This window comes from Burkholderia sp. PR2, from assembly GCF_052372875.1.
GTDB lineage: Bacteria > Pseudomonadota > Gammaproteobacteria > Burkholderiales > Burkholderiaceae > Burkholderia > Burkholderia diffusa.
Map to the genome: position 1 here is coordinate 1,098,882 of NZ_JBQRWH010000004.1, position 17,203 is coordinate 1,116,084.

The 17,203-nt window shown below is 66.3% G+C and carries 18 protein-coding genes and 4 tRNA genes; 14 read left to right on the plus strand and 8 right to left on the minus strand.

Going from position 1 to position 17,203, the window contains the following annotated elements; genetic code table 11:
* Nucleotides 1–37: 37 nt before the first annotated feature.
* The 5 genes from era to nagZ all read left to right on the plus strand — a co-directional run bounded on the left by era (nt 38) and on the right by nagZ (nt 4,090).
* Nucleotides 38–937, plus strand: coding sequence for a GTPase Era (gene era / locus ACT2FV_RS22395; RefSeq protein WP_059607060.1), 900 nt, complete (start codon nt 38–40; stop codon nt 935–937).
* Nucleotides 924–1,763: a DNA repair protein RecO gene (gene recO, locus ACT2FV_RS22400; protein ID WP_444504817.1), complete on the plus strand. Its 840-nt coding sequence runs from the start codon at nt 924–926 to the stop codon at nt 1,761–1,763. The genes era and recO overlap by 14 nt, the downstream gene beginning before the upstream one ends.
* Entirely contained in the window at nt 1,760–2,536 is a 777-nt protein-coding gene (gene pdxJ / locus ACT2FV_RS22405; RefSeq protein ID WP_059607063.1) for a pyridoxine 5'-phosphate synthase, read from the plus strand. The genes recO and pdxJ overlap by 4 nt, the downstream gene beginning before the upstream one ends.
* Before the next feature lie 69 nt (nt 2,537–2,605).
* Nucleotides 2,606–3,046, plus strand: a complete 441-nt coding sequence (gene acpS / locus ACT2FV_RS22410) for a holo-ACP synthase (protein ID WP_124902108.1) — start codon at nt 2,606–2,608, stop codon at nt 3,044–3,046.
* A 15-nt stretch (nt 3,047–3,061) separates the two neighbouring features.
* Nucleotides 3,062–4,090, plus strand: a complete 1,029-nt coding sequence (gene nagZ / locus ACT2FV_RS22415; RefSeq protein WP_444504818.1) for a beta-N-acetylhexosaminidase — start codon at nt 3,062–3,064, stop codon at nt 4,088–4,090.
* 166 nt (nt 4,091–4,256) lie between these two features.
* Here the strand turns inward: nagZ and ACT2FV_RS22420 are convergent, their stop codons facing one another.
* The 3 genes from ACT2FV_RS22420 to earP form a co-directional block, all read right to left on the minus strand.
* On the minus strand, nt 4,257–5,642 hold the full coding sequence (locus ACT2FV_RS22420) for a sigma-54-dependent transcriptional regulator (RefSeq protein WP_124623316.1): 1,386 nt from the start codon (nt 5,640–5,642) through the stop codon (nt 4,257–4,259).
* A 271-nt stretch (nt 5,643–5,913) separates the two neighbouring features.
* Complete coding sequence (efp, locus tag ACT2FV_RS22425; protein ID WP_059607070.1) at nt 5,914–6,471, minus strand: elongation factor P; 558 nt, start codon at nt 6,469–6,471, stop codon at nt 5,914–5,916.
* A gap of 138 nt (nt 6,472–6,609) precedes the next feature.
* On the minus strand, nt 6,610–7,797 hold the full coding sequence (gene earP / locus ACT2FV_RS22430; RefSeq protein WP_444504819.1) for an elongation factor P maturation arginine rhamnosyltransferase EarP: 1,188 nt from the start codon (nt 7,795–7,797) through the stop codon (nt 6,610–6,612).
* Nucleotides 7,798–7,873: 76 nt separating this feature from the next.
* Between earP and uvrC the strand changes: the two genes are divergently transcribed.
* The 6 genes from uvrC to ACT2FV_RS22460 all read left to right on the plus strand — a co-directional run bounded on the left by uvrC (nt 7,874) and on the right by ACT2FV_RS22460 (nt 11,242).
* Complete coding sequence (gene uvrC, locus ACT2FV_RS22435) at nt 7,874–9,904, plus strand: excinuclease ABC subunit UvrC (RefSeq protein WP_151048377.1); 2,031 nt, start codon at nt 7,874–7,876, stop codon at nt 9,902–9,904.
* A gap of 99 nt (nt 9,905–10,003) precedes the next feature.
* Nucleotides 10,004–10,591 (plus strand): CDP-diacylglycerol--glycerol-3-phosphate 3-phosphatidyltransferase, encoded by a 588-nt coding sequence (pgsA, locus tag ACT2FV_RS22440; RefSeq protein WP_006757520.1) that lies wholly within the window; start codon nt 10,004–10,006, stop codon nt 10,589–10,591.
* 144 nt (nt 10,592–10,735) lie between these two features.
* Nucleotides 10,736–10,811 (plus strand) — tRNA-Gly (locus ACT2FV_RS22445).
* A gap of 53 nt (nt 10,812–10,864) precedes the next feature.
* Nucleotides 10,865–10,940: transfer RNA gene (locus ACT2FV_RS22450), tRNA-Gly, on the plus strand.
* Nucleotides 10,941–10,991: 51 nt separating this feature from the next.
* A tRNA-Gly gene (locus tag ACT2FV_RS22455) sits at nt 10,992–11,067 on the plus strand.
* Nucleotides 11,068–11,168: 101 nt separating this feature from the next.
* A tRNA-Cys gene (locus tag ACT2FV_RS22460) sits at nt 11,169–11,242 on the plus strand.
* A 64-nt stretch (nt 11,243–11,306) separates the two neighbouring features.
* Here ACT2FV_RS22460 and ACT2FV_RS22465 read toward each other — a convergent pair.
* The 3 genes from ACT2FV_RS22465 to ACT2FV_RS22475 form a co-directional block, all read right to left on the minus strand.
* Nucleotides 11,307–11,795, minus strand: a complete 489-nt coding sequence (locus ACT2FV_RS22465) for a hypothetical protein (RefSeq protein WP_124623310.1) — start codon at nt 11,793–11,795, stop codon at nt 11,307–11,309.
* 281 nt (nt 11,796–12,076) lie between these two features.
* Complete coding sequence (locus ACT2FV_RS22470; protein ID WP_059678706.1) at nt 12,077–12,625, minus strand: GNAT family N-acetyltransferase; 549 nt, start codon at nt 12,623–12,625, stop codon at nt 12,077–12,079.
* Nucleotides 12,622–13,281, minus strand: coding sequence for a helix-turn-helix domain-containing protein (locus tag ACT2FV_RS22475; protein ID WP_444504820.1), 660 nt, complete (start codon nt 13,279–13,281; stop codon nt 12,622–12,624). Before ACT2FV_RS22475 ends, ACT2FV_RS22470 begins: the two co-directional genes overlap by 4 nt.
* 149 nt (nt 13,282–13,430) lie before the next feature.
* Here ACT2FV_RS22475 and ACT2FV_RS22480 point away from each other — a divergent pair, with 149 nt between their 5' ends.
* Nucleotides 13,431–13,667: a ParD-like family protein gene (locus ACT2FV_RS22480; protein ID WP_059607081.1), complete on the plus strand. Its 237-nt coding sequence runs from the start codon at nt 13,431–13,433 to the stop codon at nt 13,665–13,667.
* A complete protein-coding gene (gene map, locus ACT2FV_RS22485; RefSeq protein WP_151048381.1) occupies nt 13,667–14,473 on the plus strand; it encodes a type I methionyl aminopeptidase in 807 nt (268 codons plus the stop codon). The genes ACT2FV_RS22480 and map overlap by 1 nt, the downstream gene beginning before the upstream one ends.
* A 137-nt stretch (nt 14,474–14,610) precedes the next feature.
* Here map and ACT2FV_RS22490 read toward each other — a convergent pair whose 3' ends face one another.
* Both ACT2FV_RS22490 and ACT2FV_RS22495 read right to left on the minus strand, forming a co-directional pair.
* Nucleotides 14,611–15,114, minus strand: coding sequence for a GAF domain-containing protein (locus tag ACT2FV_RS22490; protein ID WP_124623302.1), 504 nt, complete (start codon nt 15,112–15,114; stop codon nt 14,611–14,613).
* A gap of 133 nt (nt 15,115–15,247) precedes the next feature.
* Nucleotides 15,248–16,165, minus strand: coding sequence for a LysR family transcriptional regulator (locus ACT2FV_RS22495; protein ID WP_444504821.1), 918 nt, complete (start codon nt 16,163–16,165; stop codon nt 15,248–15,250).
* A 110-nt stretch (nt 16,166–16,275) separates the two neighbouring features.
* On the opposite strand from ACT2FV_RS22495, the gene ACT2FV_RS22500 reads away from it, so the two are divergent.
* On the plus strand, nt 16,276–17,142 hold the full coding sequence (locus ACT2FV_RS22500) for a pirin family protein (RefSeq protein WP_124902100.1): 867 nt from the start codon (nt 16,276–16,278) through the stop codon (nt 17,140–17,142).
* Nucleotides 17,143–17,203 lie beyond the last annotated feature (61 nt).

Below are 17,203 nucleotides of genomic sequence, written 5' to 3' on the forward strand. Positions count from 1 at the left end.
GCCGCGCGGCCGTTTCCGAACCTGTCTCCCAAACGATATGAACACTCCCGCTCCTACCGGTTTCCGTTGCGGCATGATCGCGATCGTGGGCCGCCCGAACGTCGGCAAGTCGACGTTGATGAACGCACTCGTCGGCCAGAAGATCAGCATCACGTCGCGCAAGGCGCAAACGACCCGCCATCGCATCACCGGCATCAACACGTTCGACGACGCGCAATTCGTGTTCGTCGACACGCCGGGCTTTCAGACCCGTCACAGCACCGCGCTGAACCGCTCGCTGAACCGCGCAGTCACGTCGACGCTCACGTCGGTCGACGTGATCCTGTTCGTGATCGAGGCCGGCCGCTTCGGGCCCGACGACCAGAAGGTGCTCGATCTGATCCCGCCCGGCATGCCGACGCTGCTGATCGCGAACAAGATCGATCGTGTGTCCGACAAGGCGACGTTGTTCCCGTTCATGCAGCAGATGAGCGGGCTGCGCGAATTCACCGAACTCGTGCCGCTGTCGGCACAGCGGCCGGAAGACATCAAGCGCCTGCTGGACACCATCAAGCCGTACCTGCCCGAAGGCGAGCCGATCTACGGCGAGGACGAACTGACCGACCGCAGTTCGCGCTTCCTTGCGGCCGAAATCCTGCGCGAGAAGGTGTTCCGCTGGACCGGCGACGAACTGCCCTACACGAGCACCGTGCTGATCGACAAGTTCGAGGAGGAAGGGCGCCTGAAGCGTATCTTCGCGACGATCCTCGTCGAGCGCGATTCGCACAAGGCGATGGTGATCGGCAAAAAGGGCGAGAAGCTCAAGCAGATCAGCACCGAGGCGCGGATGGACATGGAGAAGCTGTTCGACGGCCCCGTGTATCTCGAGACCTTCGTGAAGGTGAAGAGCGGGTGGGCCGACAACGAGGCGGGGCTGCGCGCCTATGGGTACGAATGACGCGCTGACGTCGACCGAAGACGCGGTGACCGCCGGCGCGAACGACGCGCCGTTGCCGGCACCGCCCGAACCGCCGCGTCGCAAGGCGCGGCGCGCGACGTCTCGCACGTCCGATTTCCGCGTCGCCGAGCAGCCGGCGTTCGTGCTGCACAGCTATCCGTATCGGGAAACGAGCCTGATCATCGACGTGCTCACGCGCGATCACGGCCGCCTCGCGCTCGTCGCGAAGGGCGCGAAGCGCCCGCACTCCGCGCTGCGCGGCGTGCTGCAGACGTTCCAGCCGCTGCTGCTGTGCTGGTCGGGCAAATCCGAAGTACGCACGCTGACGGGGGCCGAGTGGGTCGGCGGGATGCTCCCGCTCGGCGGCGACGGGCTGCTGTGCGGCTTCTACGCGAACGAGCTGCTCGTGAAATTCTGCGCGCGCGAGGATCCGCAGCCGCCGCTCTTCAATCACTACGTGCTGACCCTCACGCGCCTTGCGCACGGCGAGCCTGCGGTGCAGGTGCTGCGTTCGTTCGAGCGCGTGCTGCTGCGCGAGACCGGCTATGCGATGGCGCTGAACCGCACGGTCGCGCGCCGTGCGGTCGAGCCGGATCGCCGCTACGTGTTCGATCCCGAGCGCGGCGTGCGCAATGCGGACGACGACGTACCGTCGCACTGGCCGGTGATTACCGGACAGACGTTGCTCGACATGGAGCAGGACGATTACCATCGAGCCCAGACGGTCGCGCAAAGCAAGACGCTGATGCGCTTCCTGCTGAACACCTATCTCGGCGGTACGCCGCTTGCCACGCGTCAGATCCTGATCGACCTGCAAAACCTATGAGTTTCTTCCTGACAACGCCCACCGCCATCGACCTCGGCGTGAACATCGACCACGTCGCGACGCTGCGCAACGCGCGCGGCACGTCCTATCCCGATCCGATCCGCGCGGCGCTCGCCGCCGAAGAGGCCGGTGCGGACGCGATCACGCTGCATCTGCGCGAGGACCGCCGCCACATCGTCGACGCCGACGTGCGCACGCTGCGCCCTCTGCTGAAGACGCGGATGAACCTCGAATGCGCGGTGACGGCCGAGATGCTCGACATCGCATGCGAAGTGCGTCCGCACGACGCGTGCCTCGTGCCGGAGAAGCGCGAGGAACTGACGACCGAAGGCGGTCTCGACGTTGCCGGCCGCTTCGAGGCCGTGCGTGCGGCATGCAGGCAGCTCGCCGACGCCGGCGTGCGCGTGTCGCTGTTCATCGATCCGGACGAGACGCAGATCCGCGCCGCGCACGAAGCCGGCGCGCCGGTGGTCGAGCTGCATACCGGCCGCTACGCCGATGCGCACGACGAGGCCGAGCAGCAGCGCGAATACGAGCGCATCGTCGCCGGCGTGCAGGCCGGCGCGCAACTGGGTCTCAAGGTCAACGCCGGCCACGGGCTGCATTACACGAACGTGCAGCAGATCGCCGCGATCGACGGCATCGTCGAACTGAACATCGGCCACGCGATCGTCGCGCACGCGATCTTCGCAGGCTGGGACAACGCGGTGCGCGAGATGAAGGCGATCATGGTCGCCGCACGCGTCGCCGCGCTGCACGGCGGCGCGCGCTGACGATGCGTTGCGTGCGCGCGCGCTTCGCTCGCCGCCCGGCATCGTCCGCGCATCACGGCGGGCGTTGAGATGGCGATCTACGGCATCGGCACCGACATCGTCCAGGTGAGCCGCATCGCGGCCGTGCTCGAGCGCACGGGCGGCCGGTTCGCCGAGAAGGTGCTGGGCCCCGACGAGCTGCGCGTGTTCCAGGCTCGCCGTGCGCGCTCGGAGGCGCGCGGCATCGCGTTTCTCGCGACGCGCTTTTCCGCGAAGGAAGCGTTCTCGAAGGCGATCGGGCTCGGCATGCACTGGCCGATGACGTGGCGCGCGCTGCAGACGCTCAACCAGCGTAGCGGCGAGCCGTACGTAGTCGCTTCGGGCGAGCTGGCCGACTGGCTTGCCGCGCGTGGCATCACGGCGCGTGTGACGGTCAGCGACGAACGCGACTACGCGGTGTCGTTCGTGGTCGCCGAAACGGACGCCGCGCCTGGCACTGCACCTGCACCTGTTTCCCGAACCCCCTCCTGACGGAATTCCGATTCGATGAAAACGACTCCCGGCCCGGTCATGCTCGACGTCGTCGGCACGACCCTGTCGCGCGACGATGCGCGGCGCCTCGCGCATCCGAATACTGGCGGCGTGATCCTGTTCGCGCGGCACTTCCAGAATCGTGCGCAACTGACGGCGCTGACCGACTCGATCCGCGCGGTGCGCGAAGACATCCTGATCGCCGTCGATCACGAAGGCGGCCGCGTGCAGCGGTTCCGCACCGACGGCTTCACGGTGCTGCCCGCGATGCGCCGCCTCGGCGAACTGTGGGACCGCGACGTGCTGCTCGCGACGAAGGTCGCGACCGCCGTCGGCTACATCCTGGCCGCCGAACTGCGTGCCTGCGGGATCGACATGAGCTTTACGCCGGTGCTCGATCTCGACTACGGGCACTCGAAGGTGATCGGCGATCGCGCGTTCCATCGCGACCCGCGCGTCGTCACGCTGCTCGCGAAGAGCCTGAACCACGGTTTGTCGCTCGCGGGCATGGCGAACTGCGGCAAGCATTTCCCGGGGCACGGCTTCGCGGAAGCCGATTCGCACGTCGCACTGCCGACCGACGACCGGCCGCTCGACGCGATCCTCAAGCAGGACGTCGCCCCGTACGACTGGCTCGGCCTGTCACTCTCCGCGGTGATCCCCGCGCACGTGATCTACACGCAGGTCGACAAGCGGCCCGCGGGCTTCTCGCGCGTGTGGCTGCAGGACATCCTGCGCGGGCAGCTCGGCTTCACGGGCGCGATCTTCAGCGACGACCTGTCGATGGAGGCGGCACGCGAAGGCGGCACGCTCACGCAGGCCGCTGACGCAGCGCTCGCCGCCGGCTGCGACATGGTGCTCGTCTGCAACCAGCCGGACGCGGCCGAGGTCGTGCTGAACGGGCTGAAGGCCCAGGCGTCGGCCGAGTCGGTGCGGCGCATCAAGCGGATGCGGGCGCGCGGCAAGCCGCTCAAGTGGGACAAGCTGATCGCGCAACCCGAGTATCTGCAGGCGCAGGCGCTGCTGAGCAGCGCGCTGGTGTAAGCGGAGAAGGGCGGCGTGATGTCGTCTTTCCCGTTGTTGAAAGCAAAAAGCCGCGCAGAAGCGCGGCTTTTTGCTTTTCCATCGAGGCGGGGCGAGGCGCAAGGCGACATGGTCTTACGCAACTAACCGTCAACTCCCGACCGCGCCCCGAACAACTGCGGCGCGGTCAGTTGACCTTCATCCGCTGCAACTTGTTGTACAGCGTCTTGGGGCTGATGCCGAGCAGCGTCGCGGCCCGATGGCGCGTGCCGCCGACCGCGTCGAGCGTCGCGCGGATCAACAGGTCCTCGACGTCGGACAGCGGGGTGCCGACCTTGATCTGCACGCTGCTGCCGTTCAGCGCGGCGCCAGCCGCGAAGCTCGCTTCGCCCGCGCGCAGCGTTTCGATGAAATCGCCGGACGCGTCATAGGCGAAACGCACGCGCTCCTGCAATTCGCGCACGTTGCCGGGCCATTCGTAGGACAGGCATTCGCGCACGAAGCCCGGTGCCGCGCGCTTGTCGGTCGTGCTGCGACCGGTGGCGCTCGCTTCGCGGTTGAGTTCGTCGATAAGCGCGTCCGCGATGGCGAGCGCATCACCCTCGCGCTCGCGCAGCGGCGGCATCGTGATCGACGCCGCATCGAGACGCAGCCACAGATCCTCGCGCAGCGTGCCGTTCGCGACCGCCTCGCGGGCCGGGCGGCGCGTGGCCGCGATCAGCCGGAAGTCGCTCGCGATCGAGCTCGTGCCGCCGATCCGCATGAAGTTCTGCGAGTCGAGCGCATGCAGCAGCGCCTCCTGCAGCACGAGCGGCAGTGCGGTGATCTCGTCGAGGAACAGCGTGCCGCCGCCGGCCTGTTCGAACAGGCCCGATTCGCGCCGCTCGGCGCCGTCGAACGCGCCGCGTTCATGGCCGAACAGCACGCTGTCGAGCGACGCGCCGTGACGCCCGGCATGCGCGATCGTGCGGCAGTCGAACGACACGAACGGCCCCTTGCGGCGCCGGCTCAGTTCGTGCAGCGTGCGCGCGGTCAGCTTCTTGCCCGTGCCGGCTTCGCCGGTGAACAGCACGGCCGTTTCGGTGCCGGCGTTGTGCTCGATCATGTCGTACACGTGCTGCATCGCCTCGCTGCGGCCCACCAGCGCGCCGAAACGGCCCAGGTGGCGCAGCGACGCGCGCAGCGTTCGCACTTCGTCGATCAGTTCGTAGGGACGCGGAATCCGGGCCAGCAGGCTGCGCAGGCGCGGAATGTTGATCGGCTTCAGCAAGTAGTCCCAGATGCCGTGACGCAGGCCTTCGATCGCGCTCTCGACCGTCGCGTTGCCCGTCAGCACGATCACCGGCAGCGAACCGTTCGGCTGCTGCTGCGGCAGATGCTGGAGCAGGTCAAATCCGCTGCCGTCCGGCAGGTTCAGGTCGACCAGGACGACATCGGGAATCGAGCGGCCGAGCGCCGTGCGTGCCTCGGCGAGCGATGTGGCCGTGTCGACCGAGAAGCCGTCCGCGGCGAGCAGCGCGGTCAGGCCGGACAGACTGTTGGGATCGTCTTCGACAATCAGGGCGTGTGGCATGGTGGACGCGAGTCGAGTCAAGAGAGGCGGGCTGTCGGCTGTCGAGCCGGCCGCAGCCGCATGTCAGATTAAAAACTGATTTTATGCCCCGCTGAACGCCTGACGTACATTATTTCTTTGTCGCTATAAAACAGTTACCGATGATACAAATTGAATACCTTTAGTGCTGGATTTTGTATTATCGATGGTGCCGACGCACCGGTGCTGTTGGCGGCAGGCAAACAAAAAGCGCCCCGAAGGGCGCTTTGTTCGATCCGGAAATCGCGAGCGATTACGCGCGGCTGCGATATTCGTTCGTGCGCGTATCGATTTCGATCTTGTCGCCGGTACTGCAGAACAGCGGCACTTGCAGTTCGAAGCCCGTCGCGAGCTTGGCGTTCTTCAGCACCTTGCCCGACGACGTGTCGCCCTTGACGGCCGGTTCCGTGTAGGTGATCTCGCGAACCAGGATCGTCGGCAGTTCGACCGAGATCGCCTTCTCGTTGTAGAACACGACTTCGCAAGCCATGCCGTCTTCGAGGTAGTTCAGCGCTTCGCCCATCATTTCCGCTTCGACTTCGTACTGGTTGTAGTCGGCGTCCATGAACACGTACATCGGATCGGCGAAGTACGAGTACGTCACTTCCTTGCGGTCGAGCACGACGACGTCGAACTTGTCGTCAGCCTTGTAGACCGATTCCTGGCCTGCGTTCGTCAGCAGGTTCTTCATCTTCATCTTGACGACGGCGGCGTTACGGCCCGACTTGTTGTATTCCGTCTTTGCGATGACCCATGCGTCGCTGCCGATCTGCACGACGTTGCCTACGCGGAGTTCCTGTGCGGTCTTCATAAAAAACTGTCCTGATCCAATCAAATAAATAGGTGCCTGAGCGTTGCACAACGGCTGACGGCGCAAGCGGGGGCGTTCCGGTGGGTGCCAAGAGCCCCAAAACGCGAGCGCTTGCGTGGTCAGCCGTCGGATAACCGCTTATTTTAACTGAGATTTTGCGTATTCCGCCAGCTTTCCGGCGAGATCGCCGACGCCCGCCAGCGCGTCGGCCCAGCATGCCGCGTTGGCGTCCAGCGCGGCACGGTGTTGCAGCAAATCGGCCCAATCGGGCGTGCCGCCGCCGTTCCATGCGTGCCAGAAGCGCTCGAGCGCGGCGCGCGGCGCGTCGGCGAGGCCGGCCGACAGGTGCGCGAGCGCGGCGTCGAGCTTCGGCAGGTGCGCGTCGTCGGCCTGCGGGTAGATGTGCCACACGAACGGTTTGCGCGCCCATTGCGCGCGAACGAACGAGTCCTCGCCGCGCACGAAGTTGATGTCGGACACCCACAGCAGCGGGTCATAGTCCGCCTGCGGGACGAACGCAAGCCCGTAAGCGGTCAGGTTGCCGGCGGCCGCGCGCGCGCCGGCGCCGAACGATTCGACCCCGAAGAAACGCTCGACGGCCGGTGATACGCGGCCGGCAGGCACGAGCGCGACGACGTGCGACGGGCCGTCGCGCCACTGCGCGAGCAGCGCATCGACGGCCGGATTTTCATAGGCGAAGAGGCTGACGACGGTCGTACCCGGCGCCGGCGGCGCGTCGCCGGTCGCCTGCCGCCACCAGGCGGCGCGCGCTGCCGTGTCGGCTTCGAAGGCCGTGCGGCGCGCGTCGAGGTCGCGTTCCTTCAGCACGCCGCCCGTGCCGGCCGATAGTCCCGGGAAGAAGAACGTCTTCAGCAGCGGGTACCGCGGATGGGGCGACGGCCGCAGATGGAAATCGGCGACCCAGTCCTCGGCGCTCAGGTATTCGAGATTGATCCACACGGGGCGGCGAGCGCGGCGCGCCATCGCCGCGAGATACGCGCCGGGCAGCTCGCACGCGAACGCCTCGATCACGACGTCGGCGATCTCCAGCGCGTCGCCGGCTTCCGCATGCCAGTGTTCGATCACGATGGCGTCGAGCGTCTGTCGTCCGGCATCGGGATCGACCCCCGGCAGCAGACGCGCGAACGTGCGCAGATCGTCGACGAACAGGCGCACCTGCCAGCCGTGCTCGTGTGCGAGCTGGCGCGCGAGGCGCCAGCACACGCCGATGTCGCCGAAGTTGTCGATCACGGTGCAGAAGAGGTCGCACGCGATCGGTTCGTCGGGTGCGAGCGGCGCAGGGGAGGCGGGGGTGGTGCGGGGCATCGAAGCGGACCGGTGAATGCTCTAAACTGGCGATTCTAATGGACCCGTTCCGCGCCACAAGGCACCCGGATCACGAATGACATCCCCAGAAGCCGCCGACATCCCGTTCGAACCCAAGAAGATCCTCGCGCAGTTGCCGCACATGCCGGGCGTCTACCGCTACTACGACACGGCGGGCGCCGTACTTTACGTAGGCAAGGCGCGCGACCTGAAGAAGCGCGTATCCAGCTATTTCACGAAGACGCAGCTGTCGCCGCGCATCGCGATGATGGTCACGCGCATCGCACGCATCGAGACGACCGTCACGCGCTCGGAGGCGGAAGCGCTGCTGCTCGAGAACAATCTGATCAAGGCGCTCACGCCGCGCTACAACATCCTGTTTCGCGACGACAAGTCGTATCCGTACCTGAAGCTCACCGCGCACCGCTTTCCGCGCATGGCTTACTACCGCGGCTCGGTCGACAAGCAGAACCAGTACTTCGGGCCGTTCCCGAGCGCATGGGCCGTGCGCGAGAGCATCCAGATCCTGCAGCGTGTGTTCCAGCTGCGCACCTGCGAGGATTCGGTCTTCAACAACCGCACGCGGCCATGCCTGCTCCATCAGATCGGGCGCTGCACGGCGCCGTGCGTCGGCGCGATTTCCGAGGACGACTACGCGATCGACGTGTCGAATGCCGCGCGGTTTCTGCTCGGTCGGCAGTCGGAAGTGATGAAGGAGCTCGAGCAGAAGATGCATGCGTTCGCGGCCGAGCTGAAGTTCGAGCAGGCGGCCGCCGTGCGCAACCAGATGAGCTCGCTCGCGACGGTGCTGCACCAGCAGGCGATCGAGGTCGGCAGCGACAGCGACGTCGACATCCTGGCGGTCGTCGCGCAGGGCGGGCGCGTGTGCGTGAACCTGGCGATGGTGCGCGGCGGCCGGCATCTCGGCGACAAGGCGTATTTCCCGACGCACGTCGAAAGTGCGCTGACGCTTGCCGAAGGCGGGCTCGGCGACGAAGCCGAGGCGGCGGACGCAGCCGACGAAACTGCCGCGGCATTGCCCGAGGCGCCCGAGGAAGACGCTGCCGCCGCGCGTGACGCGGGGGCGTCGGTGGAGGCCGAGGTGCTCGATGCGTTCATCGCGCAGCACTATCTCGGCAATCGCGTGCCGCCCGTGCTGGTCGTGAGCCACGCGCCCGCGAGCCGCGACCTGCTCGACTTGCTGTCCGAGCAGGCCGGTCACAAGGTCTCGCTGGTGCGGCAGCCGCAGGGGCAGCGGCGCGCGTGGCTGTCGATGGCCGAGCAGAACGCGCAGATTGCGCTCGCACGGTTGCTGTCCGAGCAGGGCTCGCAGCAGGCCCGCACGCGCGCGCTCGCGGAGACGCTCAGCTTCGAAGGTGACGATCTCGCCACGCTGCGGATCGAATGTTTCGACATCAGCCACACGATGGGCGAGGCGACGCAGGCGTCGTGCGTCGTATATCACCATCACAAGATGCAATCGGGCGAGTACCGTCGCTACAACATCACCGGGATCACGCCGGGCGACGATTACGCGGCCATGCGGCAGGTGCTGACGCGCCGCTACGAGAAGATGGTCGAGCAGGCCGCGCAGGCGGCCGCCGCCGACGACGCGGCCGGCATCGACGGCGAATCGACGCGCAAGGCCGAGGCATCGAGCCTGCTGCCGAATATCGTGCTGATCGACGGCGGCAAGGGGCAGGTCGAGATTGCGCGACAGGTGTTCACCGAACTCGGGCTCGACACGTCAATGCTGGTCGGCGTCGCGAAGGGCGAAGGGCGCAAGGTCGGCCTCGAGACGCTCGTGTTCGCGGACGGCCGCGCGCCGCTCGAACTCGGCAAGGAGAGTGCCGCGCTGATGCTCGTCGCGCAGATCCGCGACGAGGCGCATCGTTTTGCGATCACCGGAATGCGCGCGAAGCGGGCGAAGGCGCGCCAGACCTCCCGGCTCGAGGAGCTCGAAGGGATCGGCGCGAAACGCCGGCAGCGGCTGCTCGCGCGGTTCGGCGGGCTGCGCGGCGTGGTCGCCGCGAGCGTCGAGGAACTGGCGAGCGTCGAAGGTATCTCGCACGCACTCGCCGAGCAGATCTACAAACAGCTTCACTGAAGCGGCCGTGCGGCCGGCGGCTCCTGCGCGCGATCTCGCGTTCTTGTGGCAGGCCGGTCGACACGGCACAATTGCAAATCCTTTACTGACCCGCCTGCCATGCCGTTCAATTTCCCGATTTTCCTGACGTGGGTACGGATCGTGCTGATCCCGCTCGTCGTCGGCGTGTTCTATCTGCCGGACACGGTGATGGGCGGCGCGCACCGCAACCTCGCGGCGGCGGCGATCTTCATTCTCGCCGCGCTGACCGACTGGTTCGACGGGTTTCTCGCCCGCAAGTGGAACCAGACGTCGTCGTTCGGCGCGTTCCTCGATCCGGTTGCTGACAAGCTGATGGTGACCGCCGCGCTGCTGATCCTCGTGCAGATTTCGCGGGTCGATGCGGCGATCGCGCTCGTGATCGTCGGCCGCGAGATCGCGATCTCGGCGCTACGCGAATGGATGGCACAGATCGGCGCGTCGAAGAGCGTCGCGGTCAACCAGCTCGGCAAGTTCAAGACCGCGTGCCAGATGGTCGCGATCCCGATGCTGCTGTACTACGGCCCGCTGCCGCTCGGCATCGCGACGATCGACACGCGCGTGTGGGGCGAGTGGCTGATGTATCTCGCCGCGGTGCTGACGATCTGGTCGATGCTGTACTACATGAAGCTTGCATGGCCGCAGATTCGCGAGCGAGGCGGCGCGTGATCGGCCCCGCATGGTCGGTTGCGCAGGTTTTTGGAAAAAGGGCTGGAAAAGCCCTTGACACACGAATGTGCCTTCGACATAATCTCGCTTCTCCGCTGCACGACGAAGTAAGTGTGTGACGGGGAAGCAGTAGCGTATCAATACGCGGGAGTAGCTCAGTTGGTAGAGCGCAACCTTGCCAAGGTTGAGGTCGCGAGTTCGAGACTCGTCTCCCGCTCCAGATTTTTTCTGGCAGCGTGTTGTACGGCAAAGCGCTGCAGATGCAGGATACATGCGGGAGTAGCTCAGTTGGTAGAGCGCAACCTTGCCAAGGTTGAGGTCGCGAGTTCGAGACTCGTCTCCCGCTCCAGATTTTTCTGGCAGCGTGTTGAATGGCAAAGCGCTGCAGGTGCAGGACAATGCGGGAGTAGCTCAGTTGGTAGAGCGCAACCTTGCCAAGGTTGAGGTCGCGAGTTCGAGACTCGTCTCCCGCTCCAAGTAATGGGGAAGCCACGCTTCCCTTTTTATTTGATGGACTGATGGTCATCGAATAAGAAATCTGTCGCTTGCCTCCACGGCATCCGGACAGTCCGCTTTTGGCGCGATAGCAAAGCGGTTATGCAGCGGCCTGCAAAGCCGTTTAGGCCGGTTCGACTCCGGCTCGCGCCTCCAGGTAAGAAGAGAAAAAGCCCCGCTTCGGCGGGGCTTTTCTTTTTTCCGCGCCTCATTCGCGCATCTATTCCGCCGGATACGTCAGCGTCACCAACTCGCACTTCGACGTGCTCTTGCCGTCGTAGTCGTAAATCGCGAGCAGATGCTGGCCCTTGCTGTTCAGTATCGGCAGCGTGATCGTCCGCCGATTCGGGTTGCCGCCGCCGGCGGGTTCGTCCGACACCTGTTTACGGATTTCCGATTCGAGGTCCGACGGCGTGTTGATGCCGTTCTCCGGCCCGCGGCTGCGCACCCGGCTGTAGAAATGAAAACCGTTGTCGGTCCAGCCGCGCGGCAGCATGTTGCGCCACTGGTTGTTGGTGACTTCCTTCCACAGCAGATCGGTGTTGCCGCTCAACGCGAACGGCGTCGGACACGCGCCGGCCGCGAAAGCTTGTCCGCAGAAAAGCGGGAGGGCGGCAAGCGACCACGCAACGCGTCGGGCAGCGCGGCGCGCGAGGCCGGCATCGCGCCGCGATCCGGCAAGGTGCGACAGGACAGGGGGCGTTTTCATACGGCATTCTCCGGGTGATGGATCGGTACGCGGCCGTGCTGCGACCGCTGGGGAATACCGTATCGCTACCGTTCTCGCAGAAGAATGCGGCGAACGTCACACGCGCGGTCACGGGGCAAAGGGGCGAGGCCTCGGCCCGGGAAGGCCCGGAGGAGGGGCGACAACGCGCTCCGGTGGGGAGGGGGCGATCGCGCGTTGTCGCGGGCGAAGCGATGGGCGTGCTGCGGGTCGTCTATACCGCCCGCGTCATCATGAGCATGCCGAACGTTCGGCGATGCCGGTCAGCCGTCGACCGGCCGTGCCGGCGTGTCGAGCCTCAGCTGATAGAACGCCGCATCGAGCCAGCGGCCGAACTTGAAGCCCGCTTCGGTGATCGTGCCCGAGTGTGCGAAGCCGAGCCGCGTATGCAGCGCGACGCTGCCGCTGTTGGTCGCGTCGATGCAGCCGACCAGCAAATGCACGTCAGCTTCGCGCGCACGCCGGATCAACTCGCGCAGCAGCAATTCGCCGAGCCCGCGGCCGCGATGGTCGCGGTGGACGTAGACGCTGTGCTCGACCGTGTACTTGAACGCCGGGAACGCGCGGAACGTGCCCCAGCTCGCGAAGCCGACCAGCGTGCCCGATTCGTCGACCGCGCCGACGACCGGAAACCCGCCGGCGCGCTTCGTCGCGAACCAGGTGACCATCGCTTCCGGTGGGCGAGGCTGGTAGTCGTACAGCGCGGTGGAGTTCAAGATCGCATCGTTCAGGATCTCGAGAATGGCCGCGGCATGCTCGGCCTCGTTGCAATCGATCAGGCGCACGTCGTCGCGCGGTGTCGGGGAATTCATACGGGCTCCTGCGCCTGTCGGCCTTGAACGGATGACACATTCCGCGCGCCGATGGCGGCGGGGGCATCGCAGATCGCGACGACATAGCGCGCGACGTGCGACGACGGGTTGCTGAAAACCAGCGGCTGATCGACGCACATGGCGAGACAGTCGCCTTCGTGTAGTTTGTGAAGCTGATCGCCGAATGTGACGTCGATGCACCCGCGGACGACCCACACCTGTTGATGCAGCGCGCTTTCGCGCCCGCCGGAGTCGTACGCGACGCGCGCGCCGGGCGGGAAATCGACCTCGACGAGCTGGATCGGCGACGGCCATCCGGGCGGCGACAGATTGCGCCGCACGTACCCGGATGCCGGATCGCGCCATTCCGCCTGCTGTGCGCGCCGCACCAGCGGCTGCGCGGGTGCGTCGTCGCGATCGCCGGCGAACAGCCCGGCCAGCGACACGCCCAGACCGGCCGCGAGCTTGTCGAGCACGACGGCCGTCGGGCTCGCCGACGCACGCTCGATGAGCGAGATCATCGAACGGCTGACGCCGGAACGCGCGGCGAGCGCATCCAGCGTGTAGCCTCGCAGCGTGCGCAGGTCGCGCACGCGCCGGGCAATGCGTTCGTTGATGCCGGTGTCGTCGGCGGGGGCAGCGGTTGATTCTTGCATGATGGATTTATTGTCCAGCAAGTTGGAATTTGATGTCAACGGGATTCCTGCTGTCGCGGGTCGACGATTCGCCGTCGGTCGCGTGCTTGCCCGACGACCCGGGCGAGCGTAATATACGAAACGGCTATATTTCGTTTAATTAGAGACATATGGGAATCATCAAGATATCCGAGCACATGCACGAACGGCTGCGCTCGACCAGCACCGCGCTGAGCCGTTCGATCAATGCACAGGCGGAGCACTGGCTGCGCGTCGGGATGCTGGCGGAGCTCAATCCGTCACTGTCCTACGGCGATATTTGCCGGATGCTGATCGAGACCGAAGCGCGCGGCGGCGATGCCCGACCGACAGAGTCGGTCGCCCACGGCATCGAGCAGGTGGCGTGATGGCGAGACGCGAAATCCCGATCCGCGGTGCCGCGGAAATCGCCAGGTCGCGCGAGGCCGCGAAGCTCGCGTCTCAGGTGCTGACGATGATCACCGAGCACGTGAAGCCGGGCGTCACCACCGACGAGCTGGATGCGCGCTGCCGCGAATACATCGTTGACGAACTCCGCGCGATCCCGGCGAACATTGGCTACCACGGGTATCCGAAAACCCTGTGCACGTCGGTCAATCACGTGGTCTGTCACGGCATTCCGTCGTCTCGGCCGATGCGCGACGGCGACATCGTGAATCTCGACATCGCGGTGATCAAGGACGGCTGGTTCGGCGACACGAGCCGCATGTACTTCGTCGGCGAGCCGGGCGAACTGGCGCGGCGCCTCGTCGCGACGACCTACGAGGCGATGCATGCGGGCATCCGCGCGGTTCGTCCGGGCGCGACGCTCGGCGACGTCGGCTACGCGATCCAGCAGGTCGCACATCGAGAAGGGTTCAGCGTGGTTCGCGAGTATTGCGGGCACGGGATCGGCGACGTATATCACGACGAGCCTCAGGTGCTGCACTACGGCCGCCCGGGCACCGGCGTGCCGCTGCGGCCGGGGATGATCTTCACGATCGAGCCGATGCTGAACGCGGGCAAGCGCGATACGCGCGTGCTGGCCGACGGCTGGACGGTCGTCACCAAGGACCATTCGCTATCCGCCCAATGGGAGCACATGGTCGTCGTGACGGAGCAGGGCTTCGAGATCCTGTCGGACGATGTGAGGCCGCCGGCGTTCGCGGCGCTGTCCGGCACGCACGCGGCCTGACGCGCGGCGTGCCGCACGCAGCGGCGCAATGAAAAAGGCCCCGTCATGGGGCCTTTTCATTTGGAGTCGCGCGGCGCGATCAGCAGAGGATCGTCTCCACCGCCGCGACCCGCAGCGCCACGCGGCTCAACCGGGGCTCAACCGCGCGCCTTCTGCCATGCGTGCTCGACGAATACGCGGCACAGCGCTTCCATTCCGTTGCGGTCCTCGTCATCGAAACGTGCGGCAACGGGGCTGTCGACGTCCCACACGCCGATCAGCGTGCCGTCGGCGGCCACCAGCGGCACGACGATTTCCGATTCCGACGCGGCATCGCAGGCGATATGGCCGGGGAATTCGTGCACGTCGCGCACGACCTGCGTCTCGCGGGTCTGCGCGGCCGTGCCGCACACGCCCTTGCCGAGCGCGATCCGCACGCACGCGGGCTTGCCCTGGAACGGGCCGACCACGAGTTCAGTCCCGTCGAAGAAATAGAAGCCGGCCCAGTTCAGGCGGTCGAGCGAGTGATAGACGAGCGCGGAGAAGTTCGCGGCGTTCGCGGTCAGGTCGCGTTCCGTTTCGACGAGCGCGCGTGCCTGCTCGACGAGCGTCGCATAGAGTTCGGCCTTGGAGGCGTGAGGGGCGGTGGACAGCGTGAACATGGCTGAAATGCGAAAAGGGTTGTGGGCAGCGGGGTTGTGAAAAGCGCGATGCGCGTCCCGCAGTCTACGGCACGCGCGGCTCGTTTGCAGCGTGTGGTTCGGGGGCGCCGTGGTGAACGCGCAGCGCCGTCGCTCAATCAGGTTCGAGCGCGGCGAACCGCTCGGCCAGGAAATCGAGCAGCGCGCGCACCGCGGGCAGCAGTCCGCGCCGCGACGCGAACACCGCGTGCACGATTTCGCGCCGCGGTGCCCAGTCCGGCAGCACGATCGCCAGTTCGCCGCGCGCGACTTCGTCACGCACCATCATCGTGGGTAACTGCACGATGCCGACGCCCGCGACGGCCGCCGCACGCAGTGCGAGCATGCCGCCCGTCACGAGCCGCGGCTGGTGATGGATTTCCGCCTGCGCGCCGTCGGGGCCGCGCAGCCGCCATACGTGCGCGGCCTGCGGCACGCCGTGATCGAGGCTCGGCAAGCGGGTCAGGTCTGCGGGGACGGCCGGCACGCCGCGCTCGCGCAGCAACGCGGGGCTCGCGACGAGACACTGCCCGCGCTCGGCCAGCACGCGCAATGCGAGATCGCTGTCCTCGAGCGGCGGCGGGCGCACGCGAATCGCGACGTCGATCCCTTCGCCGACGACGTCGACGCGCCGGTTGGTCGCTTCGAGATGAATCTCGACGCGCGGGCACGTGACCATGAACGCGGCGATCATCGCGCCGACCAGCGAATCGAGCAGCACGACCGGGCAACTGACCCGCACGATGCCGCGCGGCTCCTCGTGCAGCAGCGCGATCGCCTCGTCGGCGGCGTCCGCTTCGACGAGCATCGCGCGACAATGCGCGTAATAGGTCTGGCCGACGTCGGTGACAGTGAAGCGGCGTGTCGAGCGCTGGATCAGCCGCATTCCGAGCCGCGCTTCAAGCAGCGCGATGCGGCGGCTCAGCTTCGATTTCGGCATGTTCAGCGCGCGTCCTGCCGGCGCGAAGCCGCCGTGCTCGACCACCTGCACGAAGTAATAGAGATCGTTCAGATCCCGTTCGTTATCGTTCATGAAATAGAACGCTGAGTGCGATTTTGGCAGTCTACCGCATCGATCGTTCCACCTCTATATTCCTTCTCAGGATGCGAAACACGTGTTTCACCGCAATTCGGAGAAGGCAAATGAAGAAGATCCAGGGTGTGTACAGTGCGCCGCGCGGTCATTGGGTCGGCGACGGTTTCCCGGTGCGTTCGATGTTCAGCTATCAGTCTCACGGCGCACATCTGAGCCCGTTCCTGCTGCTCGACTACGCCGGTCCCGCGAACTTCGAGCCGGCTTCGGCGCCGCGCGGGGTGGGACAGCACCCGCACCGCGGATTCGAAACGGTGACGATCGTCTATGACGGCGAAGTCGCACACCGCGACTCGACCGGCGCGGGCGGCGTGATCGGCCCGGGCGACGTGCAGTGGATGACGGCCGCGAGCGGGATCCTGCACGAGGAATTTCACTCGGAAGCGTTCACGAAGCGTGGCGGCCCGCTCGAGATGGTGCAGCTGTGGGTGAACCTGCCCGCGGCCGACAAGATGGGTGCGCCCGGTTATCAGACGCTTCTGAACGCGGACATCCCGGTGGTCGAATTGCCGGACGGCGCAGGTCGCGCGCGGATCATCGCGGGCGAGTTCGACGGGCGGCGCGGCCCGGCCCGCACGCACACGCCGATCGATGTGTGGGACGTGCGGCTTGCAGCAGGCGGCCGTGCTCGGTTCCCGATCGCCGAAGGGCGGACGCTCGCGGTGGTCGTGCTGAGCGGGACATTGCTGGTGAACGGCGAGACGGTCGCCCGCGAAGCGCAGTTCGTGCAACTGAGCCGCGACGGCCGCGACGTCGAGATCGAAGCGAACGGCGATGCCAAGCTGCTGATTCTGAGCGGCGAGCCGATCGATGAGCCGGTCGTCGGTTACGGGCCGTTCGTGATGAACTCGCAAGAGGAAATCCGGACCGCGATCGACGATTTCAACAGCGGCCGCTTCGGCCAGATGCCGGTGTGACGGACAGGCCCCGCGCAATGCGGGGCTTTTTTTCATGCGCGGCGCGGCTGCACGCGTGCCG

Coding starts and splice junctions, on each gene's coding strand:
- era (WP_059607060.1), top strand. CDS start 38: ATGAACACTCCCGCTCCTACCGGTTTCCGTTGCGGCATGATCGCGATC.
- recO (WP_444504817.1), top strand. CDS start 924: ATGGGTACGAATGACGCGCTGACGTCGACCGAAGACGCGGTGACCGCC.
- pdxJ (WP_059607063.1), top strand. CDS start 1,760: ATGAGTTTCTTCCTGACAACGCCCACCGCCATCGACCTCGGCGTGAAC.
- acpS (WP_124902108.1), top strand. CDS start 2,606: ATGGCGATCTACGGCATCGGCACCGACATCGTCCAGGTGAGCCGCATC.
- nagZ (WP_444504818.1), top strand. CDS start 3,062: ATGAAAACGACTCCCGGCCCGGTCATGCTCGACGTCGTCGGCACGACC.
- ACT2FV_RS22420 (WP_124623316.1), bottom strand. CDS start 5,642: ATGCCACACGCCCTGATTGTCGAAGACGATCCCAACAGTCTGTCCGGC.
- efp (WP_059607070.1), bottom strand. CDS start 6,471: ATGAAGACCGCACAGGAACTCCGCGTAGGCAACGTCGTGCAGATCGGC.
- earP (WP_444504819.1), bottom strand. CDS start 7,797: ATGCCCCGCACCACCCCCGCCTCCCCTGCGCCGCTCGCACCCGACGAA.
- uvrC (WP_151048377.1), top strand. CDS start 7,874: ATGACATCCCCAGAAGCCGCCGACATCCCGTTCGAACCCAAGAAGATC.
- pgsA (WP_006757520.1), top strand. CDS start 10,004: ATGCCGTTCAATTTCCCGATTTTCCTGACGTGGGTACGGATCGTGCTG.
- ACT2FV_RS22465 (WP_124623310.1), bottom strand. CDS start 11,795: ATGAAAACGCCCCCTGTCCTGTCGCACCTTGCCGGATCGCGGCGCGAT.
- ACT2FV_RS22470 (WP_059678706.1), bottom strand. CDS start 12,625: ATGAATTCCCCGACACCGCGCGACGACGTGCGCCTGATCGATTGCAAC.
- ACT2FV_RS22475 (WP_444504820.1), bottom strand. CDS start 13,281: ATGCAAGAATCAACCGCTGCCCCCGCCGACGACACCGGCATCAACGAA.
- ACT2FV_RS22480 (WP_059607081.1), top strand. CDS start 13,431: ATGGGAATCATCAAGATATCCGAGCACATGCACGAACGGCTGCGCTCG.
- map (WP_151048381.1), top strand. CDS start 13,667: ATGGCGAGACGCGAAATCCCGATCCGCGGTGCCGCGGAAATCGCCAGG.
- ACT2FV_RS22490 (WP_124623302.1), bottom strand. CDS start 15,114: ATGTTCACGCTGTCCACCGCCCCTCACGCCTCCAAGGCCGAACTCTAT.
- ACT2FV_RS22495 (WP_444504821.1), bottom strand. CDS start 16,165: ATGAACGATAACGAACGGGATCTGAACGATCTCTATTACTTCGTGCAG.
- ACT2FV_RS22500 (WP_124902100.1), top strand. CDS start 16,276: ATGAAGAAGATCCAGGGTGTGTACAGTGCGCCGCGCGGTCATTGGGTC.